Annotated in this window: 18 protein-coding genes; 9 read left to right on the top strand and 9 right to left on the bottom strand. The window is 61.3% G+C overall.

What is annotated here, in order from left to right:
* Positions 1–632: 632 nt before the first annotated feature.
* Positions 633–1,079: a hypothetical protein gene (locus EFB14_RS29270; protein ID WP_125843877.1), complete on the top strand. Its 447-nt coding sequence runs from the start codon at positions 633–635 to the stop codon at positions 1,077–1,079.
* 65 nt (positions 1,080–1,144) lie between these two features.
* Here the strand turns inward: EFB14_RS29270 and EFB14_RS29265 are convergent, their stop codons facing one another.
* On the bottom strand, positions 1,145–1,855 hold the full coding sequence (locus tag EFB14_RS29265) for a glutathione binding-like protein (protein WP_126830102.1): 711 nt from the start codon (positions 1,853–1,855) through the stop codon (positions 1,145–1,147).
* A 212-nt stretch (positions 1,856–2,067) separates the two neighbouring features.
* On the opposite strand from EFB14_RS29265, the gene EFB14_RS29260 reads away from it, so the two are divergent.
* A complete protein-coding gene (locus EFB14_RS29260) occupies positions 2,068–2,505 on the top strand; it encodes a DoxX family protein (RefSeq protein WP_126830100.1) in 438 nt (145 codons plus the stop codon).
* Positions 2,506–2,583: 78 nt separating this feature from the next.
* On the opposite strand, the gene hisG is transcribed toward EFB14_RS29260, so the two are convergent.
* From hisG to hisS, 3 genes are all read right to left on the bottom strand, one after another.
* On the bottom strand, positions 2,584–3,279 hold the full coding sequence (gene hisG, locus EFB14_RS29255; protein WP_126830098.1) for an ATP phosphoribosyltransferase: 696 nt from the start codon (positions 3,277–3,279) through the stop codon (positions 2,584–2,586).
* Positions 3,276–4,397 carry an ATP phosphoribosyltransferase regulatory subunit gene (locus tag EFB14_RS29250; protein WP_126830096.1) on the bottom strand — a complete coding sequence of 374 codons (1,122 nt, stop codon included), beginning with the start codon at positions 4,395–4,397 and terminating at the stop codon, positions 3,276–3,278. The genes hisG and EFB14_RS29250 overlap by 4 nt, the downstream gene beginning before the upstream one ends.
* A 174-nt stretch (positions 4,398–4,571) precedes the next feature.
* Positions 4,572–6,098 carry a histidine--tRNA ligase gene (hisS, locus tag EFB14_RS29245; protein WP_126830094.1) on the bottom strand — a complete coding sequence of 509 codons (1,527 nt, stop codon included), beginning with the start codon at positions 6,096–6,098 and terminating at the stop codon, positions 4,572–4,574.
* Positions 6,099–6,227: 129 nt separating this feature from the next.
* On the opposite strand from hisS, the gene EFB14_RS29240 reads away from it, so the two are divergent.
* The 3 genes from EFB14_RS29240 (at position 6,228) to copM (ending at position 7,847) form a co-directional block, all read left to right on the top strand.
* Positions 6,228–6,989 carry a hypothetical protein gene (locus EFB14_RS29240; protein WP_183605219.1) on the top strand — a complete coding sequence of 254 codons (762 nt, stop codon included), beginning with the start codon at positions 6,228–6,230 and terminating at the stop codon, positions 6,987–6,989.
* 57 nt (positions 6,990–7,046) lie between these two features.
* Complete coding sequence (locus tag EFB14_RS29235; protein WP_126830092.1) at positions 7,047–7,412, top strand: hypothetical protein; 366 nt, start codon at positions 7,047–7,049, stop codon at positions 7,410–7,412.
* Between the two features lie 75 nt (positions 7,413–7,487).
* Positions 7,488–7,847, top strand: a complete 360-nt coding sequence (copM, locus tag EFB14_RS29230) for a CopM family metallochaperone (protein WP_126830090.1) — start codon at positions 7,488–7,490, stop codon at positions 7,845–7,847.
* 82 nt (positions 7,848–7,929) lie between these two features.
* Here the strand turns inward: copM and EFB14_RS29225 are convergent, their stop codons facing one another.
* The gene (locus tag EFB14_RS29225; protein WP_126830088.1) at positions 7,930–8,979 is read right to left on the bottom strand and encodes an aldo/keto reductase; all 1,050 of its coding nucleotides are present in this window, start codon (positions 8,977–8,979) and stop codon (positions 7,930–7,932) included.
* 332 nt (positions 8,980–9,311) lie between these two features.
* Here EFB14_RS29225 and EFB14_RS29220 point away from each other — a divergent pair, with 332 nt between their 5' ends.
* Positions 9,312–10,016, top strand: a complete 705-nt coding sequence (locus tag EFB14_RS29220) for an HAD family hydrolase (RefSeq protein ID WP_125843868.1) — start codon at positions 9,312–9,314, stop codon at positions 10,014–10,016.
* A 16-nt stretch (positions 10,017–10,032) separates the two neighbouring features.
* Here EFB14_RS29220 and EFB14_RS29215 read toward each other — a convergent pair whose 3' ends face one another.
* Both EFB14_RS29215 and EFB14_RS29210 read right to left on the bottom strand, forming a co-directional pair.
* Positions 10,033–10,533 carry a hypothetical protein gene (locus EFB14_RS29215; protein WP_125843867.1) on the bottom strand — a complete coding sequence of 167 codons (501 nt, stop codon included), beginning with the start codon at positions 10,531–10,533 and terminating at the stop codon, positions 10,033–10,035.
* Entirely contained in the window at positions 10,530–11,159 is a 630-nt protein-coding gene (locus EFB14_RS29210; protein ID WP_126830086.1) for a DNA-3-methyladenine glycosylase I, read from the bottom strand. Before EFB14_RS29210 ends, EFB14_RS29215 begins: the two co-directional genes overlap by 4 nt.
* Positions 11,160–11,407: 248 nt before the next feature.
* Here EFB14_RS29210 and EFB14_RS29205 point away from each other — a divergent pair, with 248 nt between their 5' ends.
* From EFB14_RS29205 to EFB14_RS29195, 3 genes are all read left to right on the top strand, one after another.
* The gene (locus tag EFB14_RS29205) at positions 11,408–12,157 is read left to right on the top strand and encodes a L,D-transpeptidase (protein ID WP_125843865.1); all 750 of its coding nucleotides are present in this window, start codon (positions 11,408–11,410) and stop codon (positions 12,155–12,157) included.
* A 135-nt stretch (positions 12,158–12,292) separates the two neighbouring features.
* Entirely contained in the window at positions 12,293–12,985 is a 693-nt protein-coding gene (locus EFB14_RS29200; protein WP_125843864.1) for a L,D-transpeptidase, read from the top strand.
* A gap of 120 nt (positions 12,986–13,105) precedes the next feature.
* Positions 13,106–13,780, top strand: a complete 675-nt coding sequence (locus tag EFB14_RS29195) for an outer membrane protein (protein ID WP_125843863.1) — start codon at positions 13,106–13,108, stop codon at positions 13,778–13,780.
* Between the two features lie 96 nt (positions 13,781–13,876).
* On the opposite strand, the gene EFB14_RS29190 is transcribed toward EFB14_RS29195, so the two are convergent.
* Complete coding sequence (locus EFB14_RS29190) at positions 13,877–14,317, bottom strand: hypothetical protein (RefSeq protein WP_125843862.1); 441 nt, start codon at positions 14,315–14,317, stop codon at positions 13,877–13,879.
* 36 nt (positions 14,318–14,353) lie between these two features.
* Positions 14,354–15,670, bottom strand: a complete 1,317-nt coding sequence (glcF, locus tag EFB14_RS29185; protein WP_126830084.1) for a glycolate oxidase subunit GlcF — start codon at positions 15,668–15,670, stop codon at positions 14,354–14,356.

Genomic DNA, 15,670 nt, shown 5'->3' with positions numbered 1-15,670 from the left:
CTGAACTGGCGGTATGGACATGATGTGATAGGCGAAAGCCTTCACTGATATCCTTTCCGGTCTCCGGAATTAGGAAGGGCGGCCCTCGGGTCGCCCTTTTCTTTTGCCCAAAACGATTCGACCTGTTGCGCACAATTTTTCGCAATCGGCGCCGGTTTCCGCCCGGGAAGCTTTCGCGAAGCTTGCGTCGCTGCGCATTCTTTGATCTGCAGAAATAGGCGGGAGACCCTAGCATAGGAGCGAAATTTCTATCGTTGCAGGGTGTGGAAACGTTTTCAAAGCACGAAAAGACGGTTTTTCGGCCTCTATTTTCGTGAGGTAGCCGGAGCATACCGACATCCCAGAGGAATAATGCTGGCCCGAACGCCCCTTAGAAAGCCGTTGCCGTTTGTCAAAAAGCCCCTATAAATCCGCGCTGCAATTCAAACGCGCCGGCGACCAATTTCGTCACCAGACAAAGCCGGTGCGCGGAAGGTGATACGTCAACATTCAGCTTCGACGTCGGGTTCCGAAAGCCTGACAGCCGCGGCAACAATTGTCGGATGCGCGGGCATAATGTCCGCAGCTGCATGATCCTGTTTTGTGTTTACCTAGCGTGCGGCGGAGGAGTCGCATCGGAATTGGGGAACGCCTTGTTTAAGATCGCCAAAGCCAACGCAGCCGTACCCTTGATGCCCGGCTCGCTGAACGACAACAATCAGAATCGTGAGATGCTGGCGCAGTTTTCCGTTTCCGAAGCCTGGACCGGAGATTTTTCGAGCGGCTTGATCCGCCTCGGCGAATGGAGCGCGATGCTGCACGGCCTCTCGGCACCGGAATGCGGGCTGCTGAGCCTGATCCGCTCCTATGACACCAAGGATCGCAGCCACGTGCTCGAGCTGTTCGAGCAGGCGGCGACGCTCTGCTCCTCCTTCTGTTTTTCGACGACGATCATCATGCCGAACGGCTTCCGCCAGCCGCTCTTCTGCATGGGCGAGTCGAACGGGCTCGAGCAAAAATACAGCGGCAGCATGTCCGGCGTCTTCGTCTTTCCGCGCTTCAAGCTCGAAGGCGCAAGCCAGATCACAAGCCGGCGATAGAGACCGGCGACGCATAGCAGAGGCCGCCCGAGGGCGGCCTCTGTGCTTTCCAGCGATCCCATTCGTTACTCCGGCTTGACCGGAATGTTGAGGCCCCTGGCGCTTGCCGGACGGGCGATGCAGCGCTCCAGCCAATTCGAAACGGCGGGGAATTTCGCATATTCAAGAACCTCGCGGCCGCCATAGAAAATGTCGGCGCCGCGAACCCAGGTGAAGGTCGTGATATCGGCGATCGTGTAGAGATCGCCCATGATCCACTGACGCCCTTTCAGCCGGTCTTCCAGCACGCCGAGCAGGCGTTTGGATTCGTCGCGATAGCGTTCCACCGGATAGGAATTGTTGGCGACCTTGTCGGCGGCGAATTTGTAGAAATGGCCGAACTGGCCAAACATCGGGCCGATCCCCGCCATCTGGAAAAACACCCACTGGATGGTTTCATAGCGGCCTGCGGCATCGGCCGGGATGAGCCTGCCGGTCTTTTCCGCGAGATAGAGCAGGATGGCGCCGGATTCGAAAAGACCGATCGGCTTCCCGTCCGGCCCGTTCGGGTCGATGATCGCCGGAATACGGCCGTTCGGATTGAGAGATTCGAATTCCGGCGACTTCTGCTCGTTGGCGGCGAAGGAAACATAATGCGGCTCATAAGCCAAGCCGAGCTCTTCGAGGGCGACGGAGACCTTCACCCCGTTCGGCGTCTGCAGGGAATAGAGCTGGATGATGTCGGGATTTTTCGCCGGCCAGCGCGTCGTAATCGGAAATGCGGAAAGATCTGCCATCGGATTCTCCATGTTATCAGCCGACCATAAAAGACAGCGCTCGGCAAAGGCAAGCGGAGGGGACAAGCACATCGTTCCATATTATTGAACAAAGTGTCCGCTTCCGTTTATCTTTCCACAACGAGAGAAAAGAGCGACATAGAGGCATCCGAGGTCCACAGGGTGCCGGGGGCACCACGATCTCCAGAGCCATTCAAACGGAGACAAAGTCCATGTCGAACAACGTCATCATCCTGATTGCCCGCATCCTTCTTTCCTTCATGTTCATCTTCGCCGGCTTCGGCAAGGTTACCGATCCGGCTTCCACCGCCGGCATGATCGCCGGCGCTGGCCTGCCGGCTTCCACGGCGCTCACCTATCTCGCCGGCCTCTTTGAACTGGCAACCGGCATTGCCGTGCTCGTCGGCTTCCAGGTGCGCATCGTCGGCTGGCTTCTCGCTGCCTTCTGTGTCTTCACCGGCGTCGTCTTCCACCTTGCACCGGTCAACGTTCCGGATTTCCCGGCCGCCGCCAACGGCTGGATCAACGGCCTGAACTTCGTCAACTTCCTGAAGAACATCACGCTTGCCGGCGCCTATATCATGCTCGCCACCAATGGCGCAGGCGCTTACTCGCTCGACGCCCGCCGCGGCGCCTATGCGGCTGCCTGATACAAGCCAACATCCTCCCAGCATAAAAAACCCGCCGTCGCATCCGACGGCGGGTTTTTCATGCCTTTTCGAATGACATCAGAGGGCGGCGCGCACTGCCTCGATGATTGCCTGCACGGCGGGTTCGCCAGCATGGCTCTCCTTGCGGGCGCGCACGAGGCAGGCCTGCGAATGCAGGATGACGCCGTCCTGGAGCACCTTCAAGTGGTTGGCGTGCAACGTCGAGCCGGTCGAGGTGATATCGACGATGATATCGGCCGAGCCGGATGCGGGAGCACCTTCGGTCGCGCCCAGGCTTTCGACGATACGATAGAGCTGGATGCCGTGCTGGCTCGAAAAGAACTGCTGGGTCAGCCGCCAGTATTTGGTGGCGATGGCAAGGCGCCTGGAGTGACGGGCGCGGAAATCAGCGGCGACATCGCCAAGATCGGCCATGGTCTCGACGTCAAGCCAGATCTCAGGCACGGCGACGACGACATCGGCATGACCGAAACCGAGGCGGGCGCAAAACTCGACGCGCTTGTCCACTTCGGCAAAACCTTCCCGCATCAGATCCTCGCCGGTGACGCCGAAATCGACGGTACCATTGCCGAGTTCGCGGGAGATTTCGGAGGCCGAGAGGAAGGCGACTTCCACATCGTCCCAGCCTTCGACGCGGCCTCGATAGGAGCGGTCGTTACCAACAGCCGATATCGGCATGCCGGCACGTTCGAAGATCGCCGACGCGTCGTCTTTCATCCGGCCCTTGGAGGGAAGCGCGATGGTGATGGTCATGCGGCTGCCCTTTCGGTTTCGATGCGGTCGAGCCAGAAGGAGAAGCCGACGGCCGGAATGCGGTCCGTCGCACCAAGGAAGGTCAGCAGCCGGTCGAAGCGGCCACCGCCGGCGAGAACCGCGGCCGAGCCCTCCACCGTCACCTCGAAGACGAGGCCGGTATAATAATCGAGAGGCCGTCCGAAGGCGGCGCGGTAGCTGAGGCCGGAAAGATCGACGCCGGTGTTTGCGAGGGCTGCGACGCGGCCGTCGAAGCGGGAGAGCGCGTTACCGAGTTTCAGACCGGCAGCATCGGCAAAACCGGCGAGCGCGGCCGAAGCATTGACGAGCGGCACGTCGAGCGACAGGAACTTTTCCAGCACATGGAAGGCCGCATCGTCGAGGCGCGTTTCGGAAAGGATGAGCTTTTCCTTGAGCCGCCGGGCGATCTCCAGAGCCGAGCGGCCGGCATTCGTCGAATAGCCGGTCTTCTGCATCTCCCGCTCAAGGTGGGCGACCAGCGCCTGCTCGTCGCCGGAGGCAATGAGCTTTGCAATGTCGTCGTCGAGCCCGGTCACGAATTGCGGGCTGACGAGACTCGCAAGCAGCGCCTCCAACTGCGTCATGTTGCCGAAAGCGTGGATCAGACGCTTCTGCCAGCCGAGCGGCAGGCCGAGCGCCTGCACGACCGCTTCGAACACTGCCTGATCGCCCAGCGTCACCGACAGGCGCCGGCCCGGCAACAGGCGGGCGAGAATGCCGGTGGCATCGCCGATGGCGCGGGCATCGGCGCTCGCGATGTTGATATCACCCAGATCCTCGATGCCGGCCTGGTAGAATTCGTTGGCGCCATCGCGGCGTTGGCGGAAAACCTCGCCCAGATAGGCATAGCGTTTCGGCGTGCCGGTCGCCGTTTCGATGTGGCGCAGACAGACGGGGATGGTGAATTCAGGACGCAGGCAAAGGCTCGCGCCGGTTTCGCTCTCCGTCATGAAGATGCGGCGGCGCAGATCCTCGCCGGCAATGTCGAGAAAGGGTTCAGCCGGCTGAATGACAGGCGTGTCGATGCGCTCGGCCTTGCGGGCGGTAAATTCGGCAAGCAGGTCGTTGGCGAAGTCGGGGAGGTTGATCAGGGGCATGGTGTCGCTCCTGGGAAAAGTCCCCTCCCCAACCCCTCCCCACAAGGGGGAGGGACTAACTCGCGGCGATCGCTGAAACAAATTGAGAGCGCCATCGGTGAGGCGAAGGCTGAGTTAGGCACAGCGGCGCCACTTGGAGCCCCTCCCCCTTGTGGGGAGGGGTTGGGGAGGGGTCTACTGCGCATTCGACGCCGCCCTCTTCAGATCCTCCGCCTGCGCGGCCAGGATTTCCCTGACCTTGGCGACGAGGTCGGCTTCAGGCACTGTCTCCTGCGCCACGCGCGCTTCGCGCCAGCTGGCATTGTCCTCGATCTCGCCGGAGAGCCGCTTGCCCTCGATGAGATCCTTGATCTGCACGACGCCCCCTGCGCGCTCGTCGCCGCCCTGGATGATGGCGACGGGGCAGCCGCGGCGGTCGGCGTATTTCAGCTGGTTGCCGAATTTCTTCCAGTTGCCCTGGAACATCTCGGCGCGGATGCCGGCGGCGCGCAGTTCCTGCGTCATGCGCTGATAGCGGCCCATCGACTCGACATCGCCGTCCATGACGGTGACCAGCACCGGCTCGATGACCTCGTTCGCACCGAGCTTGCCGAGGTTCTTCAGCGCCGTCATCAGGCGGGAGACGCCGATCGAAAAACCGGTGGCCGGAACCGGCTGGCCCATGAAGCGGGAGACGAGGCCGTCATAACGCCCGCCGCCGCCGACCGAACCGAAAACGACCTTCTCGCCCTTTTCGTTGGTGACGTCGAAGGTAAGTTCGGCCTCGTAGACCGGGCCGGTGTAATATTCGAGGCCACGCACGACCGAGGGGTCGATCTTGATGCGGTCGGAGCCGTAGCCGGCGCTCGTGACGAGCGCGCCGATGAAATTCAACTCCTCGACGCCTTCACCACCCCTGGAGGTTCCGGCAACGAGCTCGGCGAGGCGCGCAGCACTTTCGGCATAGTCCTTGATGCCGACGAAGAAGAGCACCTTGTCGATCTGCTCCTGATTGAGACCCGCGCCTTTGGTGAAGTCACCGGATTCGTCCTTGCGGCCGGGACCGAGCAGCAGCGACACTCCTTCCGGGCCGAACTTGTCGAGCTTGTCGATAGCGCGCAGCACGTTGAGCCGCTGGCCGGCCTTGTCGTCGCCGCCGAGACCGATCGCCTCCAGCACGCCATCCAGAACCTTGCGGTTGTTGACGCGGATGACGTAATCGCCGCGCTTGATGCCGAGGGCTTCCAGCGTATCGGCCATCATCATGCACATTTCGGCATCGGCCTGGACGCCGGGCGCACCGACCGTATCGGCATCGAACTGCATGAACTGGCGGAAGCGGCCCGGACCCGGCTTCTCGTTGCGGAAGACGTACCCGGCGCGATAGGTGCGGTAGGGCAGCTGGATCTCGTTGAAATTCTCGGCGACGTGGCGGGCAAGCGGCGCCGTCAGGTCGTAACGTAGCGACATCCATTGCTCGTCGTCGTCCTGCAGCGAGAAGACGCCCTCGTTTGGCCGGTCGCTGTCGGGCAGGAACTTGCCGAGCGCATCGGTATATTCGAACAGCGGCGTTTCCACAGGGTCGAAACCATAATGCTCATAGACTTCCCGGATCTTTGCCGTCATCTCGTTGACGGCGCGGATATCGGCGGCCGTCCGATCGACGAAGCCGCGCGGCAGGCGGGCCTTGAGCTTTTGCGGTTTCTTCTGCTTGTCGTTCATTTCCGGGAATTCCACTGACTGTGACAGTGGCGGTTTCCTAGCGGATTGGGCGGGGAGCGGCAAGGGCGAAGGGTCTTGAGGCCGCAGGCAGAATCGATTGAACGACAGACATCCATCAGAAATGCGGATATGCTCATGATCACCGAGGCTCTTCTTTATGCCGCGACATTTCCGCTGACAGGCAAGGCCCATCGAAAATTCATCCGCTCCTCGGTCAATCTCTGGTCACGAGCCGGGCGCTGCGCCCGGGATTGGGCCGGACATGAGGAGATGAGCAGGAATGCGATCCGGGCGGCAACCGCCGGTCTCAGGCAGAAGCGGACGGCCGTGGTGCTCGGTTCCGGCCTGCTGCTCGATGTGCCGATCGAGGAATTGGCGAAAGATTTTGACACCGTCGTTCTGGTCGATCTTGTTCATCTCGCCTCGGTGCGCCTTTGGCTTGCGGCCAAGGGCTATCGTAATGTCAGGCTGATCGAGCGCGATCTCTCGGGCTATGACGATCTTGCCGCAGGCCGCGAACCTGAACCGCTCGGCTTCCTGCGCACCGTTCCCTATCTCGATTTCGTTGTTTCGGCCAATCTGCTTTCGCAGATCGGTCGCGGCGTGAAACGGCGCCACGAGGCCGAGGCCGGACGAATGCCTGATGACACCGTGGAAAGACTGATCGCGGCGCATCTCGCCGGGCTTTCCGGGCTTTCCTGTCCCAGTTGCCTGGTGACCGACATTGCCTATGCCGTTATCGACCGCAACGGCAAAACGCATGAGGAGGCCGACCTGCTGCACGGCGTTTCACCCCCACCTGTAAAAGCGGCCTGGACATGGCCGGTTGCGCCACTCGGAGAGGAAAGCAAGGATTACCGGATAGAGCACAAGGTCATTGCCGCATGGTGACCAGGATGTGACCACCGGTCGGCTTGGCTTGTATCAGGCATTCGCCTATAAGGCGGTATGCGCACACTCGCTCTAATCACGATGGTTTTCGGCTGGCTGGTCTACAGCGCCATGTCCGCATGGGCGGGCTGCCCGACATGCGCGTCGATGAATATGCCCGTGACCGAAAGCGGCAGCATGCACCATGAAATATCCGGCATGAATATGCCCGGACCGGCGGGCAAGGCCAATCCCTTGAAAGACCCCTGCGCGGCCGATGGCGCGGCCCATATGCCGCTTTGCGCCGCCTGTCTTCTGCTGCCGCCGACGGTGGCGGTCATGGCCGACGGAAAGTCTATTTTCGGCTATCCCGCGCCGGCGCTTGCGCGCGCCCTTGATGACAATAAGCCCGCTCCGCAGGCGCCCCCTCCCCGATTGTCCTGACACCGCATTCTCCGTGCAGAACGGGCGGCTCCGGCTGCCCTCAAAATCCATTGTCAGACAGAGGAAGGAACTCTCATGCCTTTGAAAATCATTGCCTTATCCACGATGCTCGCCATCGTTGCCACCCCCGTCCTTGCGGAAGACATGTCCATGGACATGAGCAAGCCGATGGGCAACCACGAAGCCTCCAGCCACGCTTTCAGTGAGGCGAACGACAAGATGCATAAGGATATGATGATCAAATATAGTGGCGATGCCGACACGGATTTCGTCCGCGGGATGATCCCTCATCATCAGGGGGCGATCGACATGGCAAAAGTCGAACTTCAATACGGAAAGGATCCCAAAATCCGCAAGCTCGCCGAAGCGGTCATCAAGGCCCAGGAAGCAGAAATCGCGGAGATGAACGCCTGGCTCAAGGCCCACGGCAAGTAGTCAATCGTTCTTGAAAGAGGAACGCCGGAGATATCCGGCGTTCCGCAACAGCTGCCAGGCCGCCCTTTTCCTGGCGTTGGCGTCAGTCCTTCGGCTCGAAATCGGCGGGCCGGCGACCGGCGCCCTGCCGCGCCAGCATCCAGCCCGGATATTCGGGCGCAAGCGCGCTCACCTCGTCGAGCCTCGTCATATCGTCGGTATCGAGCTTCAGCTTGACGGCGGCCAGGTTCTGGTCGAGCTGGTCGACACGCTTGGCGCCGATGATGACTGACGTGACGAAAGGCTTGGCGAGGATATAGGCGAGCGCCACGGTGGCGACGCTGACGCCGTGCTTGCCGGCGATCTCACGCATGACGGCGACGCAGGCCCAGGCCTTGTCCTTGTCGACAGGCGGGAAATCGAAATTGGCGCGGCGACCTTCGCCGTTGCCCGGCGCGCCAGGACCGTATTTGCCGGACAGCAGGCCGCCGGCAAGCGGCGACCAGACCATCAGGCCGAGCTTCTCCTCCTGCATCATCGGCACGATGTCGCGCTCGAGATCGCGGCCGGCGATGGAATAATAGGCCTGCACGCTCTCGAAGCGGGCAAAGCCGCGGCGCTCGGACAGGCCGAGAGCCTTGGAAATGCGCCAGGCCTGCCAGTTGGAAACGCCGATATAGCGCACGAGACCACGGGAAACGAGATCGTCGAAGGCGCGCAACGTCTCCTCGATCGGCGTCACCGTATCGGTCGCGTGGATCTGGTAGAGGTCGATGTGATCGGTCTGCAGGCGCTTCAGGCTTGCCTCGACGGAATCCATGATGTGGCCGCGCGAGGCGCCGCGGTCGTTCGGCTTGTCGCCCATCACACCATAGACCTTGGTGGCGATGACAACGTCCTTGCGGGGCACATCGAGGTTCTTCAGCGCCTGGCCGAGCAGCCTTTCGGACTCGCCGACGGAGTAGACGTCGGCCGTGTCGATGAAATTGACGCCTGCGCTGAGCGAACGCTCGACGATCCGGTCGGCGGCATTCTGGTCGACGTCGGCGATGGCGCCCCAGAGGTTGCCTTGTGTGGCTTCACCGAAGGTCATCGTGCCGAGGCAGATTTCCGAGACGAAAAGTCCCGTATTTCCGAGTTGATTGTAACGCATGGTCGAAAAATTCCTTTGTGTCTGCCGCAAGAGGGGCTTGCGAACTCAAGAACTTCATCTTTTGATTATTGGCCTGCGCATGACGGGCACAGCCGTGGCTGGCTGCAAGGTGAGGCGATTTTCATGTAGTGCGGCGTTGGCGCTTTTCAACGTCGCGCTACTGCATAATTCCTTAAATCGAAAATCGATTTTAAGGATAAAATTATGCAGCAATTCAAAGTGTTACAGCGTCCTTTGCGCATCTGAAGGATGCGCGGCGCTGTAAAGGCAGATGCCCTTGTCTCGACACAGGCGACCGATAGATTGCCGGCCTTATTTCAAGAGGTGCGCATATGGCGACGCGACCACTGACCACCATCGGCTTCGATGCCGACGACACACTCTGGCAGAACGAACAATATTACCGACTGACTGAAGAGCATTTCACCAGGCTCCTTGCCGATTTCGCCGAAGGGCCGAAGATTTCCGAACGGCTGCTGGAAGCCGAAAAGCGCAACCTTCGCCATTACGGCTTCGGCATCAAGGGTTTCACGCTGTCGATGGTCGAGACCGCGATCGAGATCACCGAGGGCAAGGTTCCAGCGAGCGTGATCGCCAAGATCCTGGATACCGGCCGCGATCTTCTCAGCCACCCGGTCGAAACCATGCCGCATGTGCGCGACACGCTGGAGGCGCTTGCCGGCAAATACCTGCTTGTCATGATCACCAAGGGCGATCTCTTCGATCAGGAGCGCAAGCTCGCCCAATCCGGGCTCGGCGACTTCTTCGATGCAGTCGAGATCGTCTCCGACAAGACAGCCGTCACCTATCGCCGCATCTTCGCCAGGGTCGGCGATGGGCCGGAGCGAGCGATGATGGTCGGCAATTCGCTGAAATCGGACATCGTGCCGGCGATCGCGGCCGGCAGCTACGGCGTCTTCGTGCCGCATGAACTGACCTGGGTGCTGGAGCATGTCGACGAGCCGACGGAAGCGCCGCGTTTCCGCAAGATCGGCCATCTCGGCGAATTGCGCGACCTGATCGACCGGCTCGCCTGAGCGAGATGCCCCTGCCTCACTGCTTGGCGGGCGCCTTCGGAAAGAGCGACGGCCGCTCCAGCTCGGCCGGCTTTTGCGGCTGCTGCGGGGCGGCCAACGGCTCGATCAGGATGCTGAAGGGAGCGCCGAGGCCGCGGCGCGGCGAGACCTTGGAATAATAGGGGCGCAGCAGCCAGGTCGTATTTTCCTTGACCGTCGTCTCGAAGCTCGTGCCGTCCTCGTCCGTGCCGAAGAAGGCTTCGTCATCCGGTTTCGATAGGTCGAAGATCGCCAGGAAGGCGAACTTGCTCTTCGTGGCAAAGCTGATCTTCATGTGCTGTCCAGCGTGCACCGGCAGCGTATAGACGTGGCTGTTGCCGAACTTCGTCCAGCCCTTCAGCTGCATGGTGACGGCCGGGAACTGCAACTTCTCCAGCTTCTCGCCGGGATTGAGCTGCGGCGCCTGCGCCATGGCGGAGGCCGTCAGGAGGAGCAGGGCAGCGGCTGTAATCAACGTTCTCACGGAGTGATCTTTCATGGACGAACCAGGGCGGCGCGCATCGCCTCGACCTCGGGCCGGCAATAGCAGCCCTCCAGATGATCGTTGACGAGGCCCATCGCCTGCATGAAGGCATAAACTGTAGTCGGACCGACAAAGGTCCAGCCGCGCTTCTTCAGATCTTTCGAAATGACCACGGATGTCGGGGTCGTCGGATTGGCGACGATATGATCGCGGTCGACGATCGCCGGCCTTTCGTTGTGGCCGGGCTCGTAGCGCCAGAAGTAATGGGCGAGCGAGCCGAATTCGTCCCGGAGCGCGATGGCGCGCTTGGCGTTGTTGATCGTGGAAACGATCTTGCCGCGATGGCGAATGATGCCGGCATCGGCAAGGCAGCGGGCGACATCTTCCTCGCCGAAGAGGGCGACCTTCTCGAAGTCGAAGCCGGCGAAGGCGGCGCGGAAGTTCTCACGCTTGCGCAGGATGGTCAGCCAGGAGAGGCCCGACTGGAAGCCCTCGAGGCAGATCTTCTCGAAGAGGCGGATGTCGTCGATGACGGGGCGGCCCCATTCCTCATCGTGATAGCGGAGATAATCCGGCAGATTGGCGTGCCAGTGGCAGCGGCTCCTGCCGTCCTCGCCGATGATAATGCCCGTCGCGCTCATGTCCGCTTCATTCCCCGGCGTTCGCTTCGTTCTCCGGTCGTGATTCCGGCTTTACCATTTGCAAACCGTCTTTCCAAACCGAACGGTAACCCTGACGAAAAGTTTATTCGACCGATCGGCTTTTCATGATTCGATCTTTACCATTCGCTGGCGGATAGGGTGGCAGCGTCTTTGCGGGCGGAACATCTCCGCCCGGGGCGGACATGCTCCGCCAGCACATTTTCGGTCATTTGTAGAGAGTTCGTCCGATGATGAAACACCTTGTTCTTGCCGCTGCCCTCGTCGGCATCTTCTCCACGACGGCCATGGCGGACGATCGCTACGCCACCCGTCCACCCGTCGTGCTCAGCCCCGATCTGACCGCGCCATGGATCAACCAGCTCGGCGGCGGCACGGTTCGTCCCGTCGTCTACCAGCGTCCGGTCGTCCAGACGCAGCAGCGTGGCCTTTTCCAGCGCCGCATCATCCGCCAGGCGCCGCAGGTTGCGCCGCAGACCGTTTCGGCGATCAATCCCGGCATCCCGTCGATCCGCCATCCGATCGAACCGCAGTTCCTGCCTCAGATCGTCGATTACGACACCCAGGAAAAGCCCGGCACTATCGTCATCGATACCAACAACCGCTTCCTCTATCTGGTGATGGAAGGCGGCAAGGCGCGGCGCTACGGCGTCGGTGTCGGCAAGCCGGGCTTCGAGTGGGCAGGCGCCCACAAGATTACCCGCAAGACGGAATGGCCGGACTGGACACCGCCGTCCGAAATGGTCAGCCGTGAAGCCGCCAAGGGCCACTACCTGCCGGCACGCATGGACGGCGGCCCGGAAAACCCGCTCGGCGCGCGCGCCATGTATCTCGGCTCGACGCTCTACCGTATTCACGGCACCAACGCGCCCTGGTCGATCGGCAGCGCAGTCTCCTCCGGCTGCATCCGCCTGCGCAACGAAGATGTCGTCGATCTCTACGACCGCGTCAGCGTCGGGACTCGCGTCATCGTCATGTAACGACGGCGCTGTATTTTGGGAGCCGCAAGAACAGGCGGCTCCTTCCCCCAAAAATGCTGTATCCGTCAGCACCGATCTTGAATCGGGCAGAAGTTCATGTAGCTTCGAGCGGATTTTGCTTGAGGGGAATCGACCATGATCAAATTGATGCCAGGTCTGGCTGCGGCCGGACTTGTCCTGTCCTTGATGTCTGCGTCCGCCTTTGCCGCACCCGCCGGCTCCACTCCTGACAACGCACAGCGCCCGGCGCAGATCGTCCGTGTGGCGCAGATGCCGAAATATGTGAAGCCGGAGTTCAAGCGCAAGAAAGTGCGCCTGGTTACGACGGAAGTGGCCGGCACCGTCATCATCGATACCAACAACAAGTATCTCTACCTCGTCGAAGGCAACAACCGCGCCACCCGCTACGGCATCGGCGTCGGCCGCGACGGCTTCGGCTGGTCGGGTGTCGTCAAGATTGGCCGCAAGGCCGAATGGCCGGACTGGACGCCGCCGTCCGAGATGCGCCGACGCGAAGCCGCCAAGGGACACATCATTCCCGCTTTCCAGGAAGGCGGCGAGGATAACCCGCTTGGCGCCCGCGCCATGTATCTCTACCAAGGCGGCCGCGACACCATCTTCCGCATCCACGGCACCAACCAACCCTGGACGATCGGCCTCAACATGTCTTCCGGCTGCATCCGCATGATGAACGCTGACGTGACGCATCTTTACGACCGCGCGCCTGTCGGCACCAAGGTGATCGTCATCGGCCCCGGCAACAAGCAGGGCAAGGTTGCCTTCGAAGACAAAGGCATCGACGTGCTGCGCACGCTCTTTGGCGGCTGAGCAACACCTGAGAAAAAAATTAACGCGTGTTTTATCGCGCCTTTTATTAGCCTTAGACATTACGGCCGAAAGCTGGCACACCTGCCTCAGAGTCGACATAATTGAAATACGGGGTATTCAATGGCCTATGCGCTTCGCTCCTCCGCTTCCCTACTTGCGGGCATCGCGTTTTTCACGATCTGTTCGGCAGCTTCAGCATCGGCGGAAGATCTGCAGTTCTCCATTTACGGCGGTTACCAGACCGCCCCACACAGCGGCGTCGATCTCTCGGACGGCACGCATTTCACCGCCGGCTGGGAAGGCAAGTCCTTCGGCAGCCCGCCTTATTACGGCGGTCGCGTCACCTGGTGGCTCGAGAATTTCAACAAGCCGAACTGGGGTATCTCGCTCGATTACACCCATGACAAGGTCTATGCCGACGACGACACGCTCGAAAAGACCGGTTGGTCGCATTTCGAATTCACCGACGGCCTGAACCTGCTCACCGTCAACGGTCTCTATCGCTTCCAGGATCCGACCCGTCGCTGGACGCCCTATCTCGGCGCCGGTATCGGCGTGAACATTCCGCATGTCGAAGTGATTCGTCCCGAGGGCAAGACCTGGGCTTATGAATTCGGCGGCGTGACGCTGCAGGCCCAGGCCGGCGTCGATTTCAAGGTCACCGACCGCTGGTCAACCTTCGTTGAATACAAGGGCACCTATTCGCGCATCGACGTTCCGATCGACAGCGGTATGGACCTGAAGACCAACATCTTCACGAATGCCGTCAACGTCGGCGTATCGTTCCACTGGTAATAGAATAATAGAAATAGAGCGCCGCGCATCCGATGGGACGCGCGGCGCTTTGTTGTTTTCGGATTCCGATTTCGGGATTGTCCGCTTGTCGTGGCGCTATTTCGTGCCGCAGCTGACCTTGCCCTCGACGGCGTAGGGTTTGCTGCCTCCTTCGATCGTCAGGGAATAGGTGCCGCTGAAATTTGCCGCAGCCTTACCGCGCTCACCGGCAACCACCACCAGATCCAGCGTTACGCCACCGGTATCGTCACCGCCGGGATCGAAGACCTCCAGAAGCAGCTCGCCGTCGCGCGACCAGTGATTGGTCAGATGCCGCGATTCGAAAACACGTTTTCCGAAGATCGCCGATTGGCTCTCATCCTTGACGGCCAGCGCGCCGCGGAAATGGTTGAGCCGATGGCCGCCATTGCTTTCGAACCCGCTTTCGAGCGTGAACCGTGCTTCCTTGTCATCGGCGGAACAGAAATAATGGCTGTCCGCATGAGCCGTGCCTGCCGCGCCGAGCAGTCCCGCAAGCACTATCATCCCACGCCACATCGCCTAAACTCCCGAGACCGGCCCGGCGGGCCTTCGCTAAGTTGAGACTAACGGCAAACCTGTTAATTTTTCCGGCACAGCGCCGCCATAGGCCCAATCGAGAAGCTCGACCGTGTGCAGGATCGGAATGCCGGTGGCGGTGGCGATCTGTGTGATGCAGCCGATATTGCCGGTGGCGATGACATCGGCCTTGGTGGCCTCGATGTTCTTGACCTTGCGCGCCTTCAGCGCCGCCGAGATCTCCGGCTGCATGATGTTGTAAGTGCCGGCGGAGCCGCAGCAGAGATGGCCTTCGGCGGGATCGCGCACCGTAAAACCCGCCGCCTTCAGCAACTGCTTCGGCGCCAGCGTGATACGCTGTCCATGCTGCATGGAACAGGCGGAATGATAGGCGACGGTGATGCCCTTCGGCATGTGCGCCGGCAAGTCGAGCGTTGCGAGATATTCGGTGACGTCCTTGGCGAGCGCCGAGACTCTCGCGGCCTTGGCGGCATAGGCGGGATCGAGGCGCAGCATATGGCCGTAATCCTTGATCGTCGTGCCGCAGCCCGAGGCAGTGATGATGATCGCGTCGAGGCCCTCTCCTTCCATCTCGCGCGTCCAGATATCGACATTGGCGCGCGCGCTGGCAAGCGCCTGCTCGGCTCGGCCCATGTGATGGACCAGCGAGCCGCAGCAGACCTCGCCTTCCGGCACAACGACCTCGACCCCGAGCCGCGTCAGAAGCCGGATCGCGGCCTCGTTGATCCCGGGATCGAGCACCGGTTGGGCGCAGCCCGTCAAGATGGCGACCCGGCCGCGCCGCTCCGCCTCAGGCGGATAGCTGCCGGGTTTTGCGAAGGCCGAAGCAGCGGGGATGCGCCGCGGCGCCAGCGCCAGCATGGCGGCGAAAGGTTTCAAAGCGGAGCCCCGCATCAGGCCTGCGACGGGCCGACCGAGACGAGCGAGATTGAGCGCCAGCCGGAAACGGCCGGGATAGGGCAGAACGGCGGCCAGAATGGCGCGCGTCAGCCGGTTCATGAAGGGCCGCTTGTAGGTCTTTTCGATATGGGCGCGGGCGTGGTCGACCAGATGCATGTAGTCGACGCCGGAGGGACAGGTGGTGACGCAGGCAAGGCAGGAGAGACAGCGGTCGATATGGGTGACGACTTCGGCATCGGCGGCACGGCCGTTTTCCAGCATGTCCTTGATGAGATAGATGCGGCCGCGCGGGCTGTCGAGCTCGTTGCCGAGCGTCACATAGGTCGGACAGGTGGCAGTGCAGAAACCGCAGTGGACGCACTTGCGCAGGATCTGCTCGGATTCGGCGACATCAGGATCGAGGAGCTGGGTCGGGGTGAAGTTGGTTTGCAT

This window comes from Rhizobium fabae (assembly GCF_003985135.1).
Classification (GTDB): Bacteria; Pseudomonadota; Alphaproteobacteria; order Rhizobiales; family Rhizobiaceae; genus Rhizobium; species Rhizobium pisi.
The sequence above is the reverse complement of the archived record's forward strand: the minus strand, read 5'-3'. Positions and strand labels throughout refer to the sequence as shown.

What these genes read in the sequence shown, in the direction of transcription:
- glcF (WP_126830084.1), bottom strand. Translation starts at nt 15,670, where the DNA reads ATGCAAACCAACTTCACCCCGACCCAGCTCCTCGATCCTGATGTCGCC.
- EFB14_RS29215 (WP_125843867.1), bottom strand. Translation starts at nt 10,533, where the DNA reads ATGAAAGATCACTCCGTGAGAACGTTGATTACAGCCGCTGCCCTGCTC.
- hisG (WP_126830098.1), bottom strand. Translation starts at nt 3,279, where the DNA reads ATGACCATCACCATCGCGCTTCCCTCCAAGGGCCGGATGAAAGACGAC.
- EFB14_RS29200 (WP_125843864.1), top strand. Translation starts at nt 12,293, where the DNA reads ATGATCAAATTGATGCCAGGTCTGGCTGCGGCCGGACTTGTCCTGTCC.
- EFB14_RS29190 (WP_125843862.1), bottom strand. Translation starts at nt 14,317, where the DNA reads ATGTGGCGTGGGATGATAGTGCTTGCGGGACTGCTCGGCGCGGCAGGC.
- EFB14_RS29265 (WP_126830102.1), bottom strand. Translation starts at nt 1,855, where the DNA reads ATGGCAGATCTTTCCGCATTTCCGATTACGACGCGCTGGCCGGCGAAA.
- EFB14_RS29235 (WP_126830092.1), top strand. Translation starts at nt 7,047, where the DNA reads ATGCGCACACTCGCTCTAATCACGATGGTTTTCGGCTGGCTGGTCTAC.
- EFB14_RS29250 (WP_126830096.1), bottom strand. Translation starts at nt 4,397, where the DNA reads ATGCCCCTGATCAACCTCCCCGACTTCGCCAACGACCTGCTTGCCGAA.
- EFB14_RS29260 (WP_126830100.1), top strand. Translation starts at nt 2,068, where the DNA reads ATGTCGAACAACGTCATCATCCTGATTGCCCGCATCCTTCTTTCCTTC.
- EFB14_RS29240 (WP_183605219.1), top strand. Translation starts at nt 6,228, where the DNA reads ATGCTCATGATCACCGAGGCTCTTCTTTATGCCGCGACATTTCCGCTG.
- EFB14_RS29195 (WP_125843863.1), top strand. Translation starts at nt 13,106, where the DNA reads ATGGCCTATGCGCTTCGCTCCTCCGCTTCCCTACTTGCGGGCATCGCG.
- EFB14_RS29205 (WP_125843865.1), top strand. Translation starts at nt 11,408, where the DNA reads ATGATGAAACACCTTGTTCTTGCCGCTGCCCTCGTCGGCATCTTCTCC.
- EFB14_RS29210 (WP_126830086.1), bottom strand. Translation starts at nt 11,159, where the DNA reads ATGAGCGCGACGGGCATTATCATCGGCGAGGACGGCAGGAGCCGCTGC.
- EFB14_RS29225 (WP_126830088.1), bottom strand. Translation starts at nt 8,979, where the DNA reads ATGCGTTACAATCAACTCGGAAATACGGGACTTTTCGTCTCGGAAATC.
- EFB14_RS29220 (WP_125843868.1), top strand. Translation starts at nt 9,312, where the DNA reads ATGGCGACGCGACCACTGACCACCATCGGCTTCGATGCCGACGACACA.
- copM (WP_126830090.1), top strand. Translation starts at nt 7,488, where the DNA reads ATGCCTTTGAAAATCATTGCCTTATCCACGATGCTCGCCATCGTTGCC.
- hisS (WP_126830094.1), bottom strand. Translation starts at nt 6,098, where the DNA reads ATGAACGACAAGCAGAAGAAACCGCAAAAGCTCAAGGCCCGCCTGCCG.